At 70.9% G+C, this 16,476-nt stretch carries 19 protein-coding genes; 6 read left to right on the forward strand and 13 right to left on the reverse strand.

Annotation, left to right across the window (positions count from 1 at the left end; genetic code table 11):
• Positions 1 to 14 precede the first annotated feature (14 nt).
• Positions 15 to 581, forward strand: coding sequence for an LGFP repeat-containing protein (locus OG194_RS37700; protein ID WP_327405221.1), 567 nt, complete (start codon positions 15 to 17; stop codon positions 579 to 581).
• A 62-nt stretch (positions 582 to 643) separates the two neighbouring features.
• Here OG194_RS37700 and OG194_RS37705 read toward each other — a convergent pair whose 3' ends face one another.
• The 7 genes from OG194_RS37705 to OG194_RS37735 all read right to left on the reverse strand — a co-directional run bounded on the left by OG194_RS37705 (position 644) and on the right by OG194_RS37735 (position 5,929).
• Entirely contained in the window at positions 644 to 1,858 is a 1,215-nt protein-coding gene (locus OG194_RS37705) for an acyl-CoA dehydrogenase (RefSeq protein ID WP_327405222.1), read from the reverse strand.
• 6 nt (positions 1,859 to 1,864) lie between these two features.
• Positions 1,865 to 2,887, reverse strand: a complete 1,023-nt coding sequence (locus OG194_RS37710; protein ID WP_327405223.1) for a phosphotransferase family protein — start codon at positions 2,885 to 2,887, stop codon at positions 1,865 to 1,867.
• A gap of 177 nt (positions 2,888 to 3,064) precedes the next feature.
• A complete protein-coding gene (locus OG194_RS37715; RefSeq protein WP_327405224.1) occupies positions 3,065 to 3,361 on the reverse strand; it encodes a hypothetical protein in 297 nt (98 codons plus the stop codon).
• Between the two features lie 377 nt (positions 3,362 to 3,738).
• Positions 3,739 to 4,062 (reverse strand): DUF202 domain-containing protein, encoded by a 324-nt coding sequence (locus OG194_RS37720; RefSeq protein ID WP_327405225.1) that lies wholly within the window; start codon positions 4,060 to 4,062, stop codon positions 3,739 to 3,741.
• Complete coding sequence (locus OG194_RS37725; protein WP_327405226.1) at positions 4,059 to 4,451, reverse strand: YidH family protein; 393 nt, start codon at positions 4,449 to 4,451, stop codon at positions 4,059 to 4,061. The genes OG194_RS37720 and OG194_RS37725 overlap by 4 nt, the downstream gene beginning before the upstream one ends.
• A gap of 10 nt (positions 4,452 to 4,461) precedes the next feature.
• On the reverse strand, positions 4,462 to 4,992 hold the full coding sequence (locus OG194_RS37730; RefSeq protein ID WP_327405227.1) for an NUDIX hydrolase: 531 nt from the start codon (positions 4,990 to 4,992) through the stop codon (positions 4,462 to 4,464).
• Positions 4,993 to 5,035: 43 nt separating this feature from the next.
• On the reverse strand, positions 5,036 to 5,929 hold the full coding sequence (locus OG194_RS37735; RefSeq protein ID WP_327405228.1) for a DMT family transporter: 894 nt from the start codon (positions 5,927 to 5,929) through the stop codon (positions 5,036 to 5,038).
• Positions 5,930 to 6,340: 411 nt separating this feature from the next.
• Between OG194_RS37735 and OG194_RS37740 the strand changes: the two genes are divergently transcribed.
• The 4 genes from OG194_RS37740 (at position 6,341) to OG194_RS37755 (ending at position 10,433) form a co-directional block, all read left to right on the forward strand.
• Complete coding sequence (locus tag OG194_RS37740; protein WP_327405229.1) at positions 6,341 to 7,291, forward strand: hypothetical protein; 951 nt, start codon at positions 6,341 to 6,343, stop codon at positions 7,289 to 7,291.
• 116 nt (positions 7,292 to 7,407) lie between these two features.
• Positions 7,408 to 8,955, forward strand: coding sequence for an APC family permease (locus OG194_RS37745; RefSeq protein WP_327405230.1), 1,548 nt, complete (start codon positions 7,408 to 7,410; stop codon positions 8,953 to 8,955).
• A gap of 115 nt (positions 8,956 to 9,070) precedes the next feature.
• Positions 9,071 to 9,814 (forward strand): molybdopterin-dependent oxidoreductase, encoded by a 744-nt coding sequence (locus tag OG194_RS37750; protein WP_327405231.1) that lies wholly within the window; start codon positions 9,071 to 9,073, stop codon positions 9,812 to 9,814.
• Positions 9,798 to 10,433, forward strand: coding sequence for a cytochrome b/b6 domain-containing protein (locus OG194_RS37755; protein ID WP_327405232.1), 636 nt, complete (start codon positions 9,798 to 9,800; stop codon positions 10,431 to 10,433). Before OG194_RS37750 ends, OG194_RS37755 begins: the two co-directional genes overlap by 17 nt.
• A 253-nt stretch (positions 10,434 to 10,686) precedes the next feature.
• Here the strand turns inward: OG194_RS37755 and OG194_RS37760 are convergent, their stop codons facing one another.
• The 4 genes from OG194_RS37760 to OG194_RS37775 form a co-directional block, all read right to left on the reverse strand.
• Positions 10,687 to 11,712: an L-idonate 5-dehydrogenase gene (locus OG194_RS37760; protein WP_327407343.1), complete on the reverse strand. Its 1,026-nt coding sequence runs from the start codon at positions 11,710 to 11,712 to the stop codon at positions 10,687 to 10,689.
• 23 nt (positions 11,713 to 11,735) lie between these two features.
• A complete protein-coding gene (locus tag OG194_RS37765; protein ID WP_327405233.1) occupies positions 11,736 to 12,494 on the reverse strand; it encodes an SDR family oxidoreductase in 759 nt (252 codons plus the stop codon).
• A 10-nt stretch (positions 12,495 to 12,504) separates the two neighbouring features.
• Positions 12,505 to 13,902 (reverse strand): GntT/GntP/DsdX family permease, encoded by a 1,398-nt coding sequence (locus OG194_RS37770; protein ID WP_327405234.1) that lies wholly within the window; start codon positions 13,900 to 13,902, stop codon positions 12,505 to 12,507.
• Between the two features lie 65 nt (positions 13,903 to 13,967).
• Positions 13,968 to 14,486, reverse strand: a complete 519-nt coding sequence (locus OG194_RS37775; protein ID WP_327405235.1) for a gluconokinase — start codon at positions 14,484 to 14,486, stop codon at positions 13,968 to 13,970.
• A 130-nt stretch (positions 14,487 to 14,616) separates the two neighbouring features.
• On the opposite strand from OG194_RS37775, the gene OG194_RS37780 reads away from it, so the two are divergent.
• Positions 14,617 to 15,318, forward strand: a complete 702-nt coding sequence (locus tag OG194_RS37780) for a FadR/GntR family transcriptional regulator (protein WP_327405236.1) — start codon at positions 14,617 to 14,619, stop codon at positions 15,316 to 15,318.
• Positions 15,319 to 15,332: 14 nt separating this feature from the next.
• Here the strand turns inward: OG194_RS37780 and OG194_RS37785 are convergent, their stop codons facing one another.
• Both OG194_RS37785 and OG194_RS37790 read right to left on the reverse strand, forming a co-directional pair.
• Entirely contained in the window at positions 15,333 to 15,713 is a 381-nt protein-coding gene (locus OG194_RS37785; protein WP_327405237.1) for a YchJ family protein, read from the reverse strand.
• Positions 15,714 to 15,731: 18 nt separating this feature from the next.
• On the reverse strand, positions 15,732 to 16,466 hold the full coding sequence (locus OG194_RS37790; protein WP_327405238.1) for a hypothetical protein: 735 nt from the start codon (positions 16,464 to 16,466) through the stop codon (positions 15,732 to 15,734).
• Between the last annotated feature and the right edge of the window lie 10 nt (positions 16,467 to 16,476).

The raw sequence follows: 16,476 nt of genomic DNA on the forward strand, positions 1-16,476 counted from the left end.
ACGGGGGAAACACCATGCTGTCAACGAAGCGGCGCCTGGCGGGCGTTGTCCTGGGCTCCCTGCTCGCGCTCGGCGGGACGGCGGCGGTGCCGGCCGCCGCGCAGACACCGGCACGGGCCGCGTGCTCCGTCCCGGTCAACGAGTCCCACATCAACCAGCGTTGGAACGTGCTCGGCGGAGCCTCCGGCTGGCTGGGCTGCCCGACCAGCGGCACCCGGGACGTCTACCTGAACAACGTGTACGCCGGGAAGCGCCAGTACTTCACCTACGGCACCGCCACCTGGTCACCGCGCCAGGGCTCGAACATGGTCGTCGCAGCGTGGGAGGACCGCGGCTACGCCTACTTCAACTGGAGCACGACGGCCCCGGAGCACAGCTACGACAGGTTCCTGGTCCGCTGGACGAGCGCCTCCGACCCCGGGGGCACCCAGCGCGAGTTCGGCGGCGGGACGTCCGGCCGGATCCGCGTGCTGGAGCGGAACACCGGCGCCTACGTCTTCACCGTCGAGGGCTGCGACGTCGGCACCTTCGGCCACACCTGCCGGCAGGGCTGGACGCTGAAGGCGAGCACGCCCAACTGACCATCCATCTCGGGGGAACGGGGGCTGGAGGGGTGCGACCACCCTTCCAGCCCCTCGTGGTGCTACAGGTACTTCTTCAACTCCCGGCGCGCCAGCGACCGTTGGTGCACCTCGTCCGGGCCGTCGGCCAGCATCAGGGTGCGGGCGCTCGCGTACAGCTCGGCCAGCGGGAAGTCCTGGCTCACACCGCCGGCGCCGTGCAGCTGGATCGCGCGGTCGAGGATGCCGACGACCGTGCGCGGGGTGGCGATCTTGATGGCCTGGATCTCCGTGTGGGCACCCTTGTTGCCGACCGTGTCCATCATCCAGGCCGTCTTCAGGACCAGCAGCCGCAGTTGCTCCACGGCGACCCGCGCGTCCGCGATCCAGTTGTGGACGACGCCCTGTTGGGCCAGCGCCTTGCCGAACGCGACGCGGGAGACGGCGCGTTGGCACATCAGCTCGATGGCCCGCTCGGCCATGCCGATCAGCCGCATGCAGTGGTGGATGCGGCCCGGGCCGAGCCGCGCCTGGGCGATGGCGAAGCCGCCGCCCTCCTCGCCGATCAGGTTCGTCGCCGGCACGCGCGCGTGGTCGAAGACGACCTCGGCGTGGCCGCCGTGGGAGTGGTCCTCGTAGCCGAAGACCTGCATCGCGCGCTTGACCGTGACGCCCGGGGTGTCGCGGGGGACCAGGATCATGGACTGCTGGCGGCGGATGTCCGCGCCGTCCGGGTCCGTCTTGCCCATCACGATGAAGATCTTGCAATCGGGGTTCATCGCCCCGGAGATGTACCACTTGCGGCCCGTGATGACGTAGTCGTCGCCGTCGCGTTCGATGAGTGTGGTGATGTTCGTGGCGTCCGAGGAGGCGACCTCCGGCTCGGTCATCGCGAACGCCGAGCGGATCTCACCGGCCAGCAGCGGCTCCAGCCACTGCTTCTTCTGCTGCTCGTCGGCGAACTGGTACAGCACCTCCATGTTGCCGGTGTCCGGCGCCGCGCAGTTCAGCGCGGTGGGCGCCAGGTGCGGGGAACGGCCGGTGATTTCGGCGAGGGGGGCGTACTGGAGGTTGGTGAGCCCGGCGCCGTACTCGGCATCGGGGAGGAAGAGGTTCCACAGGCCCTGCCTGCGTGCCTCGGCCTTCAACTCCCCTACGACGGCCGGGGTGTCCCAGGGGGACGCGAGCTGGGCGCGCTGCTCCTCGGCTACGGGCTCGGCCGGGTAGACGTACTCGTCCATGAAGGCCAGGAGCTTGGCGCGCAGTTCCTCGGTGTGTGCGTCGAACGCGAAGTCCATGGTGGATCAGCCCTCCTGAAGGGTGGTCAGGCCGTGCTCGATGAAGACGGGAACCAGCTCGCCGATGCGGTCGAAGCCGCGGCCCACCGTCTGGCCCAGGGTGTAGCGGTAGTGGATGCCCTCCAGGATCACGGCGAGCTTGAACCACGCGAACGCCGTGTACCAGGCGACCGACGACACGTCGCGCCCCGAGCGCGCGGCGTACCGCTCGATCAGCTCGGCCGGAGTGGGGTGGCCGGGGGCCGAAGCGGTCGTGGAAATGGGGGAGTTGGGGAGGTCCAACGGGATGCTGTACATGACGAGGAGGCCCAGGTCGGTGAGCGGGTCGCCGAGCGTGGACATCTCCCAGTCGAGGATCGCCTTGATCTTGTCGTCCTCGCCGATCAGGACGTTGTCCAGGCGGTAGTCGCCGTGCACGACCGCCGGCGCGGGGGAGGTGGGAAGGCGGTGGCCGAGGGCCGCGTGCAACTCCTCGACGCCTGCCAGGTCACGGTTGCGGGAGGCGTCCAACTGCTTGCCCCAGCGCCGCAGTTGGCGGTCCAGGAAACCCTCGGGGCGGCCGAAGTCCGCGAGGCCCACTTCCGCGGGGTCCACCGCGTGCAACTCGACCAGGGTGTCGACCAGTTCGAGCACCGCGCCCCGGGTGCGCTCGGGGCCGAGCGGGACGAGGTCGTCCGCCGTGCGGTACGGGGTGCCCTCGACGAACTCCATGACGTAGAACGGCGCTCCGAGCACCTCGTCGTCCTCGCACAGCAGGATGGGTCTCGGCACCGGCACGTTCGTCGGGTGCAGGGCGCTGATCACGCGGTGCTCGCGCTTCATGTCGTGCGCGGTGGCCAGTACATGGCCGAGCGGGGGACGTCGTACGACCCACTTCGTGGTGGAGTCCGTGACCGCGTAGGTGAGGTTCGACCGTCCGCCCTCGATCAGCCGGCCGGACAGGGCGCCGGTCACCAGACCGGGCCGCTCGCGGTCGAGCAGACCGCGCAGCCGGTCGAGATCGAGTCCGGGCGGGTGGTCGGGGCTCATACATCACTCCTACGAACGGAGGAACAGGTCTCCACCTATCATGCCGACCGGTCGGTATGTCGTCCAGTAGGGGAGCGAAACGTGATCGGGGCCACGATAAGCCGACAGCTCCCCGCGCCGGGCGACGGGGAGCTGTGCGTCGGTGGTTCCAGGCCGTTCCCGGCCGTGGGTCTGGGCTCAGTGGTCGTCCCAGTGACCCTCGTGCAGGGCGTGCCGGTGGCCATCGTGCACATAGTCGACGTGGTCGCCGTGCAGCACGCTCTCGTGGCCGCAGTCCTGGCCGTGCTGGTGCGCGTGCTCCTGGTGGGGGACGTGGCCGCCCGGCTCGCACTCGTCCCAGTGGCCGCCGTGCTCGCGGTGCAGATGGCCGTCGTGCGCGTAGTCGACGTGGTCGCCGTGCGGCACCGGGGCGTGGCCGCAGTCCTGGCCGTGCGTGTGGGCGTGGGAGGAGTGCTCCAGGTGAAGGGTGGTCATGGTGCTCACCTTCGGAAGTGCGGGCTGTGACGTCGGACAGGGTGCCACGCGTACCGCCTGTATCGGGTGATTCCGGGCGCGTGGCGCCGGGGGTGGGTTGAGGTGGAGGTGGGTTGAGGTGGGTTCGCCCGCGGTTGGTGGGTGGGGTCGGGGTCGTGGCGGTACGGCGAGCCCGCCGCTTGTGGGGCCCCTCTGGTGTTGTCGCAGTTGGGCGGGTTGGTGCCGGGTACGCGGCGGGCTGCGCCGCACCGCCACGACCCGCTCCCGGTTCGTCGGCGGCTGCGGGCGAGTGGGGCGCTCCACACCCGAGTACCGCCCGCCTGCCACCCGCCCCGGCGCCCCAGCATGCGAGTCCCGTCCGCCCTCACCCCCACCTCTCAATACACAAGCACCGCCGCACACACCGCCAGCGCCACCGTGCACAGCACCGCCGCGCTGGCGTGGCGCGGGGCCAGGGGCGGGGGAGTGCCGGCTGCCGCGAGGGTGCGGATGCGGTGGTGGGCCACGGCCAGGAAGGCGAGCCACAGGGTGCAGCACAGGGCGCAGACGATGACGCCCTCGACGTGTACGCCGTTGTGCAGCGAGGCTTTCGCGGCGAGTACGGCGGCTACCGTGCTGGACAGGGTCGTGCGGCGCCAGGCCAGGCGGGTGCGTTCGGGCTGGAGGCCCGGGTCGCGGTCCGGGGTCGGGGGGCGGGTCATCCGGCCCAGCCGGCCAGGACCACGACGACCATCGCCAGGGCCACGATCGCCACGGCGATGCTCAGCAGTGCCGGGAAACGGGACACCGGCAGATCCTCGCCCCGGCGCATCGCCCGCTCGCAGCGCACCCAGTGGTTGACCGCGCGGAGGGAGCACAGGACGCCCGCCGCGAGCAGCGCCAGGGCGAGACCGGCTCGCCAGGCCCAGCGCAGGTGCGGCAGGAACTGGTCCACCGCGAAGCCCCCGCCGATCAGCGCGAGGGCGGTGCGCAGCCAGGCCAGGAAGGTGCGTTCGTTGGCCAGCGAGAAACGGTAGTCGGGTGTCGCGCCCTCCTCGCTGATCTGCCGGGGCTCGAACCACAGCCGGACGTTCCGTGCAAAATCGATCACGGGACGGACCCTATCCGGCCGTTTCTCTCCGGTCTTCCCGGTGCGCCTTGAGCCGGGCGTAGGCCGCCACGCCGTCCGGCACCCACTCCCAGTCGTTCAGCCGCCGCTCGATCTCCCCCTCCTCCAGGAAGTCGTGCCAGGCGACCTCCTCGACCTGCGGGCTGACCGGGAGTTCGCAGCGCACCTCGTACACCGCCGACCACCAGGTCTGCCCCGCGCCGTCGTCGTACAGGAACTTGAAGAGGAACGTGGGGCGGGGCAAGCCCGATACCCCTAGTTCCTCCTCGGCCTCGCGGAGTGCCGCGTCGTCGTAGGACTCGCCCGCGCCCACCACTCCGCCGACGAACATGTCGTAGAGGGAGGGGAAGACGAGTTTGGTCGGGGTGCGGCGGTGGACGAAGACGCGGCCCGCCGCGTCGCGGGTCTGGATGAAGACCGCGCGGTGGCGGAGACCCTGTGCGTATGCCTCGCCGCGGGGGGACTGGCCGGTGACCTGGTCGTTCTCGTCGACGATGTCGAGGATCTCGTCAGCTGGGTTCATGCCCCCATCAAACAGGGGCCGGCGATCGGTGCCGCTGACGGCCTCAGTGCGGCTGGAGGGCCGGTGCGGGCTTCGGCCTCGTCGTGCCGCGTGGCATCGCCGGGTGCATGCCGAGGAGCAGGATGCCTACGACGATTCCGGCGAGGCCCACCGCCTCCCAGGCCAGCGCGCCCGTGTCGGCGCGCAGTCGGTCGCCCAGGAAGCCCACCCCGCAGATGATCCCGGCGAGGGGCTGGGCCGCGGTGAGGGCGGGCAGGGACATGCGCAGGGGAGCGGTCTCGAACGCGCTCTGTACGAGGACCAGGCCGGTCACGCCGAGCGCGAGCACGCCGTACGGCTGCCAGCCCGTGAGGAGTTCGGTGAGGCCGCCCTCGGTGAAGCGCTGGCCGCTGACCCGGGTGAGCGCGTCCTGGACGCCGTAGAGGAGGCCGGCCGCCAGGGCCAGGAGGACCGGGCCCGAGCTGAGGCGGGAGCGTTTGGCGTACGTCGTGAGGAGGAGGGCCAGGCCCACCATCGCGCCGATGATCAGCCAGTGGCGGAAGGGGTCGGTGACCGGGGTTCCGCTGCGTGGTTCGCCCGCGACGATGAAGGTCGTGACGCCGCCCGCGAGGAGCGCCAGGCCCGCCCAGCCCTGACGGCCCAGGGGCTGCCTGGTCTGCTTGCGGGAGAGGGCGAGCGCGAAGAGGAGGTTCGTCGCGAGGAGGGGTTCCACGAGGGAGACCTCGCCCTTGCCGAGCGCGATCGCGCCGAGCACCATGCCCGCGATCATCAGGCCGATGCCGCCGAGCCAGCGCGGCACCCGCATCAGGTCGAGGAGCAGTCTCGGGGAGAGGAAGTCGCTCAGGGGTGCCTGCTGGGCCACGTTCTGCTGGAGCACGAACCCGAAGCCGAGGCAACAGGCCGCACTCACGGCGAGCATCAGAACCAGAAGGGACACGCTGCGTACCTCGATCGTCAGGCCGGGCTACGGGATGCGTTTGGGCGACTGTAGCGCCCCAGGGCCCGGCTTGCCCCTGGGAGTACCCGGAAGCGGGCGGTTGCTCCGGTCACGATGCTCTGACGACCGTGGGCACGATCGGAGGCTGCGGCGGGACCGTGCTGCCATCGTCCGCCGCCGCGCGCCCGAGCGCCATGGCCTACGCCACACCGGTGACCCGCGAACGGTTGGCAGCGTACCGTCCCGGGTAGGGGATAGCGCCACAAGTGCCGCACCCGTAACGGAAGTTGACAGGTGTAACAAGGGTCAGGCCCTTGACGTGAAGTATTGGTGGAGGGTTTGCTGTGCGTGATCGGTCGATGGCAGGCCGATGTCCCGCAGCGTCGCGTGAGGATCGTGAGGAATTCCCGGGTGTCCCCACCCCCGCCACCCCTCGGACGCCGCCACAAGCGCGCCTCCCAGGCCTTCGACGCCGCGCTCGACGACGCTGAACTCGTCGCCGCGCGGGCCGCGTTGGCCCAGGGCCGCTGGCAGGCGGCGCGTGGTCTGCTCGCCCAGACGGGCGACGAGTGGGACGCCCGCGCCCACCGGGTCACCGTCCTCGCCCGGGAGTCCTACACCGCCGCCTGGGCCCGCGACTGGCTGCTCGCCGAACCAGAGTCCGGCGACGCCTCCGTCCTGCTCGCCCTCGCCCTGGTGCAGCGCACGCTGGCGGGCAAGGAGAAGCCGGTCCGCGCCCGTGAGGCCTGCCGTGCGGCCTCGGCCCGGCTGCCCGCCGATCCGACGCCCTGGCTCGGACTGCTCCTCCTGGAGCACACCCTCGGCACCGACGAGGGCGTGGTCCAGCTCTTCGATGAGGTCCGCCACCGGTACCCCGACCACCACCACGCCCACCACCTGATGGTGGCCCGGCTCGCGGAGCGCCGTGCCGAGGCGGGCGTCGACCCCCTGCACGAGGTCTACGACTTCGCCTACTGGGCCGCCGAACAGGCCCCCGCCGACTCCCCGCTCGCGATCCTGCCGGTCATCGCGCACGCCGAGCGCTACCGCGTACTGGCCGCCGCCGGCCTGGAACCCGCCGACCCGGCCGCCTCCGGGCACTGGACCGGACGCCGGGCCCGGCAGGTCATGAAGGCCGCCTTCGACTGGTGGCTGGAGTGGGAGCACGAAGGCCACCCGCGCCGCCTGGTCGACCTCAACTTCCTCGCCCACGCCAAGTCCTGCGAGGGGCGCGGCGCCGAGGCCGCCGCGCTGTTCCACCGCATCGGGGAGCACCCGACCCCGGCCCCGTGGTCCTACCCGGACCGCGACCCGCTCACCGCCTTCCGTGCCGCACGCGACTGCGCGCTCGGGACGTCGTAACGCCCCCGTACCAACGATTCGGCAGCGATGAGACGCACCCGTAGCAACGCTGCCGTAGCGAAGCAACGCGACCGTAGCAACGCCCCCGTAGCGACACCGAAAGGACGTTCCCCGCCATGACGACGGGCAGTTCCAGTACGAGCAGCGCCACCTCGGACAGCGGCGGCATCAGCACGTTCAGGGGGCAGGAGCGCGCCCTGCGCGCCGACCGCCTCGGCACCGGAGGGCTGCTGCTCTCCGTGCTCGCCGCGACCGCGCCCCTCATGGTGGTCGCGGGTGTCATGCCCACCACATTCGCGGTGATGGGCATCGAGGGGCAGCCGCTGCTCTTCGTCCTCCTCGGTGTCGTCCTCGTCCTCTTCAGCGTCGGCTACGCCGAGATGAGCCGGCACGTCCACAACGCGGGCGCCTTCTACGCCTACATCTCCCGCGGCCTCGGCGGCACCGCCGGCGCGGCCGCGGCCCTGGTGGCGCTCGTCGCGTACAACGCCCTCCAGGTCGGCATCTACGGCATCTTCGGCTTCGAGGTCTCCGGACTGTTCTCCACCTACGCCGACCTCCAAATCGCCTGGTGGATACCGGCGTTGGTGGCCGTGCTCGCCGTCGGCGCGCTCGGCTGGCTGAAGATCGACGTCAACGCGCGCGTGCTCGGCGTCCTGCTGATCATCGAGGTCGCGCTCGTCGTCATCTTCGACATCGCGGCCGTCGCCGACCCGGCCAAGGAGGGCCTGTCCCTGCACGCCTTCAACCCGGACACCCTCAGCGGCGCCGGTGTCGGCACCGCCCTGTGCTTCTGCATCGCCGCCTTCCTCGGCTTCGAACAGGCCCCGGTGTACGCAGAGGAGACCAGCCGCCCGCACATCCTGGTGCCGCGCGTGATGTTCCTCGCCGTGGGTGGCGTCGCCGTGTTCTTCGCGCTCAGCTGCTGGGCGCTCACCGTCGCGACCGGGCCCTCCCAGGTCGTCGGCGTCTCCCAGAAGCAGAGCGCCGGACTGCTCTTCTACCTCACCGAATCCCGGCTCGGCGGCACCTTCACCGACGTGCTCCACGTCCTGTTCGTCACCGGCATGTTCGCGGCCATGCTCAGCTTCCACAACGTCGTCGCCCGCTACGCCTTCGCCATGGGCCGCGAGGGCCTGCTGCCGTCCGCGTTCGGCCGTACGACGGGCTCCAGCGGCGCTCCCGGCACCGGCTCGCTGCTCCAGACCGCCGTCTCCGCGGTGATCGTGATCGCCTTCGCGGTCGCCGACGACAAGCCCACCGGCGATCCCACCGCACCCGTCCTGCACCTGTTCACCTGGTTCGGCAACATCGGCGCGCTCGGCGTGATCCTGCTGATGGCCGCCGCCTCCCTCTCGGTGATCGTCTTCTTCGCCCGCCGCGGCTCCGCCGGCGCGCAGGCCTGGCGGCTGGTCACCTCCGCGATCTCCGGCATCGCGCTCGTCGTCATCGCCGTCTACACGGTCAAGGACTTCGACGTCCTGGTCGGCGCGGGCCCCGGCTCGTCCCTGAGCTGGCTCCTGCCCGGCATCATCGGCCTCGCGCTGCTCGTCGGCCTGGCCCAGGGCCTGTTCCTGCGCTCCCGCAACCCCGAGGCGCACGCCCGCATCGGGCTCGGCAACGAGGCGTTCCAGCTGGAGAAGGCGGCGGGGGAGGCGTCGTAGCGAATCGACGTTCTTCGGGCGGCTCTCTGAGAAGCACGTAAGAAGTGGTTACGGAAGTCTGACGGGCACCCGCTATCCCTGGCCGCACCGGGGTCGCGGGTGTTCGAATGACTGCGTGAAATCTGAACAACCCGAGTCCGAGGGTGCGGAGAAGGCGGAGGGCCGGCCGCTCGGCCGCCGGGTCCTCCTGGGCACCCTCGGCCTGGGCGCCCTCGGCGTCGTCACCGCGCCCGCGCTCCAGAACGCCATGGAGGGCTTCCTCGGTGCCGTGTCCGGCAAGGACCCCACCGGGCTGACCGGACTGCTCCCGAACGGCGGCGGCTTCCGCTACTACTCGGTCACCGCGTCCGTGCCGGACAAGAACGCCGAGAACTACCGGCTGACCATCGACGGCCTGGTCGACAAGCCGACGTCCTACACCCTCGCCGACCTGCGCGCCCTGCCGCAGACCCGGCTGGTCAAGGACGTCCAGTGCGTCACCGGCTGGCGGGTCCCCGGGACCCCCTTCGAGGGGGTGCGCCTGTCCCGGCTCCTGGACGCGGCGGGAGTGCGTGCAACGGCCGGGGCGGTGCGCTTCACCTGCTTCGACGGCGCCTACACGGAGAGCCTCACCATCGAGCAGGCCCGGCGCTCGGACATCCTGGTCGCGCTGCGCATGCAGGACAAGCCCCTGAGCCACGACCACGGCGGCCCGGTCCGCCTCTATGTGGCCCCCATGTACTTCTACAAGTCCGCCAAGTGGCTCTCCGGCATCACGGTCACGGAGCATGTGAAGCCCGGCTACTGGGAGGACCGGGGCTACGACGTCGACGCCTGGGTCGGCAAGTCGAACGGACGCGACGATGACCCTACGACCTGAAACCCACGCCCCCCGGACGGAACCGTCGGCCCGCGTCCGCCGCTTCGGCCGCACCGAGCGCTGGGTGCACCGGACCACGGCGTTGCTGATGGGCATCTGCGTGGCCACGGCGGCCTGCCTGTACATCCCGACGTTCGCCGAGTTGGTCGGCCGCCGTGAACTCGTGGTCCGCATCCACGAGTTGGCCGGAGTGGCGCTCCCCGTCCCTGTCCTCTTCGGTCTGTTCTCCCGCGGCTTCCGCGTCAACCTCGGCTTCCTCAACCGCTTCGGCCCGCACGACCGCGTCTGGCTGCGCGGTGTCCTGATGCGCGACAAACGCCGATCGGCGCGCCCGGCGGGCAAGTTCAACGCCGGCCAGAAGGTGTACGCCAACTGGATCGCCGGCGCCACCCTGGTGATGCTCGGCACGGGCCTGATGATGTGGTTCACCCACCTCACCCCGATCATGTGGCGCACCAGCGCGACCTTCGTCCACGACTGGCTCGCCCTGACGATCGGCATCGTCCTCGGCGGCCACATCGGCATGGCGCTGGGCGACCCGGAGGCCAGGGCGGGCCTGCGCACGGGCTCGGTGAGCAGGGAGTGGGCGAAGCGGGAGCATCCGCTGTGGAAGCCGTAGGGGGTATGGGGGCTTGTCACTTCGGGGGCTTCGGGCCGCCTTGGCTTGCCCGTGCCGGGTCCGGCGGCCGACAGGGGTAGTTGTCGTGGGTTGGTCGTGCGGCGACGGACCGCCACTGCTGCGTGCCGAGGGCGGCAGCGAGGGCCGGTGCTCCGGGGCAGAGCCCCTGGCAGAGAAGCGGGGAACTCCGGCAGACAAGCCTTCGCCGGGCCCGGTGGCGACCTTCGCCGCCCAGCCCGGTGAATGACCCCGCTCAGCCCCCGAAGTCCAGCAGCACCTTGCACGACCGGCTTCGGTCGGCCGCCAGCGCGAACGCCGACTCCGCCTCCCGCACCGGCACCACCGCACTGACCAGAGCGTCGAACGCGGGCTCCACGGCGAGGAGTTGGAGCGCGTCGTTGAACTCCTCGTCGAAGCGGAACGCACCCCGCAGCTCGATCTCCCGGCTGACGACCAGGTTCCCCGCGAAGGGACTCTGCCCGGGCGGCAGCATCCCGAGCTGCACGACGACCCCGCCCCGCCGCACGAGCCGCAGACAGGTGTCGAGTCCGGCCGCCACTCCGGACGCCTCGATGGCGACGTCCACCTCGGACGGCCACCCGGAGTCGTCCAGGTCATCGGCCCGTACGACGGTGTCGGCGCCGGCCGCCGTGGCGTACCGAAGTGCCGCCGGAAGCAGGTCGGTCACCGTCACCTGTGCCGCGCCGGCCGCCTTCGCCGCCGCGACGACCAGGCAGCCGATCGGGCCCGCGCCGGTGACCAGCACATGGCGTCCCCGCACGTCCCCGGCCCGTCGTACGGCGTGCAGGGCGACGGAGAGCGGTTCGGCGAGGGCGGCCCGGCGCAGCTCAAGGCCCGCTGGGATCGCCCTCAACTGGTCGGCGGGGACGGTGACTTGGGCCGCGAAGCCGCCCTGTACGTGCGGGAAGCGGGCCGCGCTGCCCAAGTACGCGGTGTCCCGGCACACGTTGCGCCGACCGTCCACGCACTCGGGGCACACCCCGCACGGAGTCGCCGGGTGCACGGCAACCGGCGTACCGGGGACGGGACCTGTGGCCCCGGGGCCGTAGGACACGACCGTGCCGACCACCTCGTGACCGAGCAGCATCGGTTCCTTGAGGCGGAAGTCGCCGACGCCGCCGTGGCGCCAGTAGTGGAGGTCGGAGCCGCAGACGCCGCCGTAGCGTACGGCGACCAGGGCCTGGCCGGGGCCGGGCTCCGGGACCGTCAACTCCTCGACGCGCAGGTCGTCCTGACCGTGGATCACACAGCCCAGCATGTCCGGCACGATGATGTCCCCTTTCACAGCACGCTCGTCATGCCGCCGTCGACGTACAGGATCTGTCCGCTCACGAAGTCCGCGGCGGGCGACGCCAGGAACAGCACCCCGCCCACCAGGTCCTGCGTACGGCCCCAGCGGCCGGCCGGGGTCCGCTTGCGCACCCAGGCGCTGAACTCCTCGTCCTGGACGAGGGGTTGGGTGAGTTCCGTCTCGATGTAGCCGGGGCCCAGGCCGTTGACCTGGACGCCGGAGGGGCCCCAGTCGGCGCACATGCCCTTGGTGAGCATCTTCAGGGCGCCCTTGGTGGCCGCGTAGGGCGCGATGCCGGGGCGGACCACCTCGCTCTGGAGCGAGCAGATGTTGATGATCTTCCCGTGGCCGCGTTCCGTCATCCGGCGGGCCGCCTCACGGCCGACCAGGAACGCGCTGGTGAGGTTGGTGTCGATGATGCGGTGCCAGTCGGAGTCGGTGAACTCCAGGAGCGGGGCCCGCAGTTGCATGCCCGCGTTGTTGACGAGGATGTCGAGTGGGCCGACTCGCTCCTCGACATCCTTGATTCCGGCGGCTACTGACGGACCGTCGGTCACGTCGAAGGCGGCCGTGTGGACATCGCCGGACAGTTCGGCGGCGGCCTTGGTGAGGCGTTCGCCGTCCCGGCCGTTCAGGACGACCGTGCAGCCGGCCTCCAACAGGCCCTGGGCGAGGGCGAGTCCGATGCCCCGGCTGGAACCGGTGACCAGGGCCGTGCGGCCACTGATGTCGAAAAGTGGATGACTCATTCCCGTACCCCTAGATGATCAGCGAGAGGAGGAGGACCAGTCCGCCGGCGACGACCGAGATGATCGTCTCCATGACGGACCAGGTCTTGAAGGTCTGGCCGACGCTCAGGCCGAAGTACTCCTTCACCAGCCAGAAACCGGCGTCGTTGACATGGCTGAAGAAGACCGAGCCCGCACCGATCGCCAGCACGAGCAGGGCGGTGTGGGCGCTCGACATGTCGGCGGCCAGCGGGGCGACCAGACCGGCCGCCGAGATCGTGGCCACCGTCGCCGAACCGGTCGCGAGCCGGATCGCCACCGCGATCAGCCAGGCCAGCAGCAGCGCCGGGATCGACCAGTCCTTGGAGATGTCCAGGATCATCTGACCGACACCGGAGTCGATCAGCGTCTGCTTGAAGCCGCCGCCCGCGCCGACGATGAGCAGGATGCCCGCGATCGGCATCAGGCCCTTCTCGACGGTCGTGGACAGCCGCTCCTTGGTGAAGCCCGCCGGGCGGCCCAGCGTGAACATGCCGACGATGACGGCCGCGAGGAGCGCGATCAGCGGCGAGCCGATCACGTCGAAGACGCGCTGCACGGTGTGTGCGGGGTCGTCGACGATGATGTCGACCAGCGCTTTGGAGAGCATCAGCACGACCGGCAGCAGGATCGTGGCGAGGGTCGCGCCGAAGCCGGGACGGTTCTTCAGGTCCTCGGACGGGCGGGCCGGGAGCATCCGCTCGGGGGCCTGGACGTCCACCCAGCGGGCGGCGACCTTCGAGAACAGCGGCCCCGCGATGATGACGGTCGGGATGGCGACGAGGACACCCAGCGCCAGCGTCAGACCGAGGTTGGCCTTGACCGCGTCCACGGCGACCAGCGGGCCGGGGTGCGGCGGGATCAGCGCGTGCATGACCGACAGGCCGGCGAGGGCCGGGACGCCGATCCGCATGAGCGAGTAGTTGCCGCGCTTGGCGACCATCAGCACGACCGGGATCAGCAGCACGATGCCGACCTCGAAGAACAGCGGCAGCCCGATCACCGAGGCGATCAGCACCATCGCCCACGGCATCGACCGGGGACTCGCCTTCGCGAGGATCGTGTCGACGATCTGGTCCGCGCCCCCCGAGTCGGCGAGCAGCTTGCCGAGGATCGCGCCCAGCGCGATCAGCACGCCCACACCGGCGACGGTGGAGCCGAGGCCGGTGCTGAAGCTGGTGATGGCCTTGTCCAGCGGCGCCCCGGCGAACGCGCCGAGCGCGAGCGAGCCGATGGTCAGCGCCAGGAAGGCGTGCATCTTGAACCGGGTGATGAGCAGGACGATGACGGCGATGCCCGCCAGTACGGCGATGCCCAGCTGAGCGTGGCCGGCCGAGGTGATGGGCTCGACGGGGTCCGCTGCCAGCATCTCGACGCTGAGTCTGGTCACGGTGGATTCCTTGCGGATACGGGGAGTTGGGGGGGAGGGGTGGTACCAGGAGGTACTCGGCGGTACTAGGAGGTCGGCTCGGGAACCCGCGCGAGCGCGGTCATGGCCCGTTCGGTGATCTGCTCCGGGCTGCCGGTGACGTCCACGGCGACGCCCGCCTCGTCCGCCTCCAGCGGCTGGAGCGTGGCGAACTGCGAGTCGAGCAGTGCGGTCGGCATGAAGTGCCCGTGGCGGTGCGTCATCCGGTCCTCGATGAGGGCGCGGTCACCGGTGAGGTGCACGAAGACGACCCCGGGAGCGGCGGCCCGCAGCCGGTCGCGGTACGACCGCTTCAGCGCCGAGCTGCTGACGACCCCGCCGAGCCCCGCACGCCCGTGGGCCCAGTCGCCGATGGCGTCCAGCCAGGGCCACCGGTCGTCGTCGGTCAGCGGGACACCGGCCGACATCTTGGCGATGTTGGCCTGCGGGTGGAAGTCGTCGCCCTCGGCGTACGGCACGCCGAGCCGGGCCGCGAGCAGGGGACCGATGGTGGTCTTCCCGGTGCCCGCTACGCCCATCACCACGACGACATGGGGGGTACGCATCGCTGCCTCACTGTCTCCGTCGACACCTGATGTCGATCCCACTGAAACCGATTAGGTACGACGAATTCAAGAGTCTGTGACATATAAGTCTGACTTTTTGATTCCGTGATGTGCCCCGTACGCTGAGTGCATGACCACTCCGGGCCGCGGCCTGCACGGCCGCGTACTCGACTCCCTCGGCCCCGCCATCACCGCGGGCGAGTACCCGCCGGGCAGTGTCCTGCGCACGGACGAGCTCGCCAAGGACTTCGAGGTCTCCCGCTCCGTGATGCGCGAGGCGGTCCGCGTCCTCGAATCCATGCACCTGGTCGAGTCCCGCCGCCGGGTCGGCGTCACGGTCCGGCCCAAGGCCGAGTGGAACGTCTACGACCCGCAGGTCATCCGCTGGCGCCTGGCCGGCGCCGACCGCCCCCAGCAACTGCGCTCACTCACGGTGCTGCGCTCCGCGGTGGAGCCGATCGCGGCCGGCCTGGCCGCCACATTCGCCACGGCGGAGCAGTGCGCGGAACTCACCGAGTGCGCGATCGGCATGGTCGCCAACTCCCGCGGCCACAAACTGGAGGCCTACCTCGTCCACGACGTGGCCTTCCACCGGGTGATCCTCGCCGCCTCGGGCAACGAGATGTTCGCCCGCCTCGGCGACGTCGTCACCGAGGTCCTCGCCGGCCGCACCCACCACGAGGTCATGTTCGAGGACCCCGACCCGGCCGCCGTCACCCTGCACGTCCAGGTCGCGGAGGCGGTCCGCGAGGGCGACGCCCTCCGCGCGGAGACCCTGACCCGCGAGATCACGGTGGGCGCGCTTCAGGAACTGGACATCCTGGCCCCGTAGTTGCCCTCGTCGCGCTAGTCCAGGAACTCCCCGTCGAGGTACACCCAGGCCTCGTCGACCCGCTCGAACCGGCTGCGCTCATGGATCGCGCCGCCGTTGTAGGACGCCCGAAACGTCACGGTCCCCGCGGAGTGGAACGCCGACCCGCCCCCCGTCTCCAGGATCTCCAGCCCGGTCCAGCGCATCCCCGGGTCGAGGTCGAGGGGGTCGGCGGGGCGCGTCCGTGGGTGCCAGGTGCGCAGGAGGTAGGGCGCGTCCAGCCGTACGAAGGCGGTGTAGCGGGAGCGCATCAGGGCCTCGGCGGTGGGGGCGGGGGTGGGGCCTGAGTGGTAGCGGCCGCAGCACTCTTCGTAGGGCTGGGGGAGGCCGCAGGGGCAGGTGGTGCGTGGGGTCATGGGCATATTGTGCCGGGGCTAGGCGAGCGGTTCCTCGGGGGTGACCCGGAGCGGCAACTCGACGTAGGTGTCCGCCCCGGGGCCGGGCAGCTTGGTGCTCTCTTTTCCGTGCGTGAGGACGGCGCGGGCCAGGAGGGGCGGTGTCGGGAGTTCGGCGGGAGTTGTGTGCGCGGGCGCGGCGCCGATGAACTGTACGAGCAGGGCGCCGGTGATCCGGGTGCCGATCTGGTTCACGAAGCTCGGCGGGAGGATCCACTCGACTCCCTGGTACAGGGTCTCGTCGACGGTGTCGTGGACCCTCCTGACGTACCACTCGTCGTTCTGTATCTGGGGCGCGCTGCGCGCGTTCAAGTGGGCGACCGCGGATGCCACCGCGTTGAGTTCGGGAAAGCCGGTCAGGCCGGCCGTGACCGTGCCGACGGCCTGTAGCAGGGGTCCGGCCACCTGTAAGTCCTTGGCCAGCGTGTCCCGCCACGCCCGCTCCTCCTGCACCGGCGGCAGGTGGTACACGACGGCCTGGAGATCCTTCACCCGCCAGTCGCCCTCGGCCGGGAACAGCAGGGTGACCTCCGTGCGCCGGGCGTCCCCCGAGTACCCGAGCGTCCAGACGTACAGATAGGCCGTGAAGGGGTGTGCCTCATCCGCGTCCGTGGTGAGGATCCGCTCCAGCGGGATGGACCGCGGCCGGGTCTCCCCGTAGACCTCCAGCCACTCACCCGTCTCCGCGCGCCCTCGCCCCCATGCGGCTGCCATGACCTCACCC

This window comes from Streptomyces sp. NBC_01288 (assembly GCF_035982055.1).
In the GTDB taxonomy this organism is placed as follows: Bacteria; Actinomycetota; Actinomycetes; order Streptomycetales; family Streptomycetaceae; genus Streptomyces.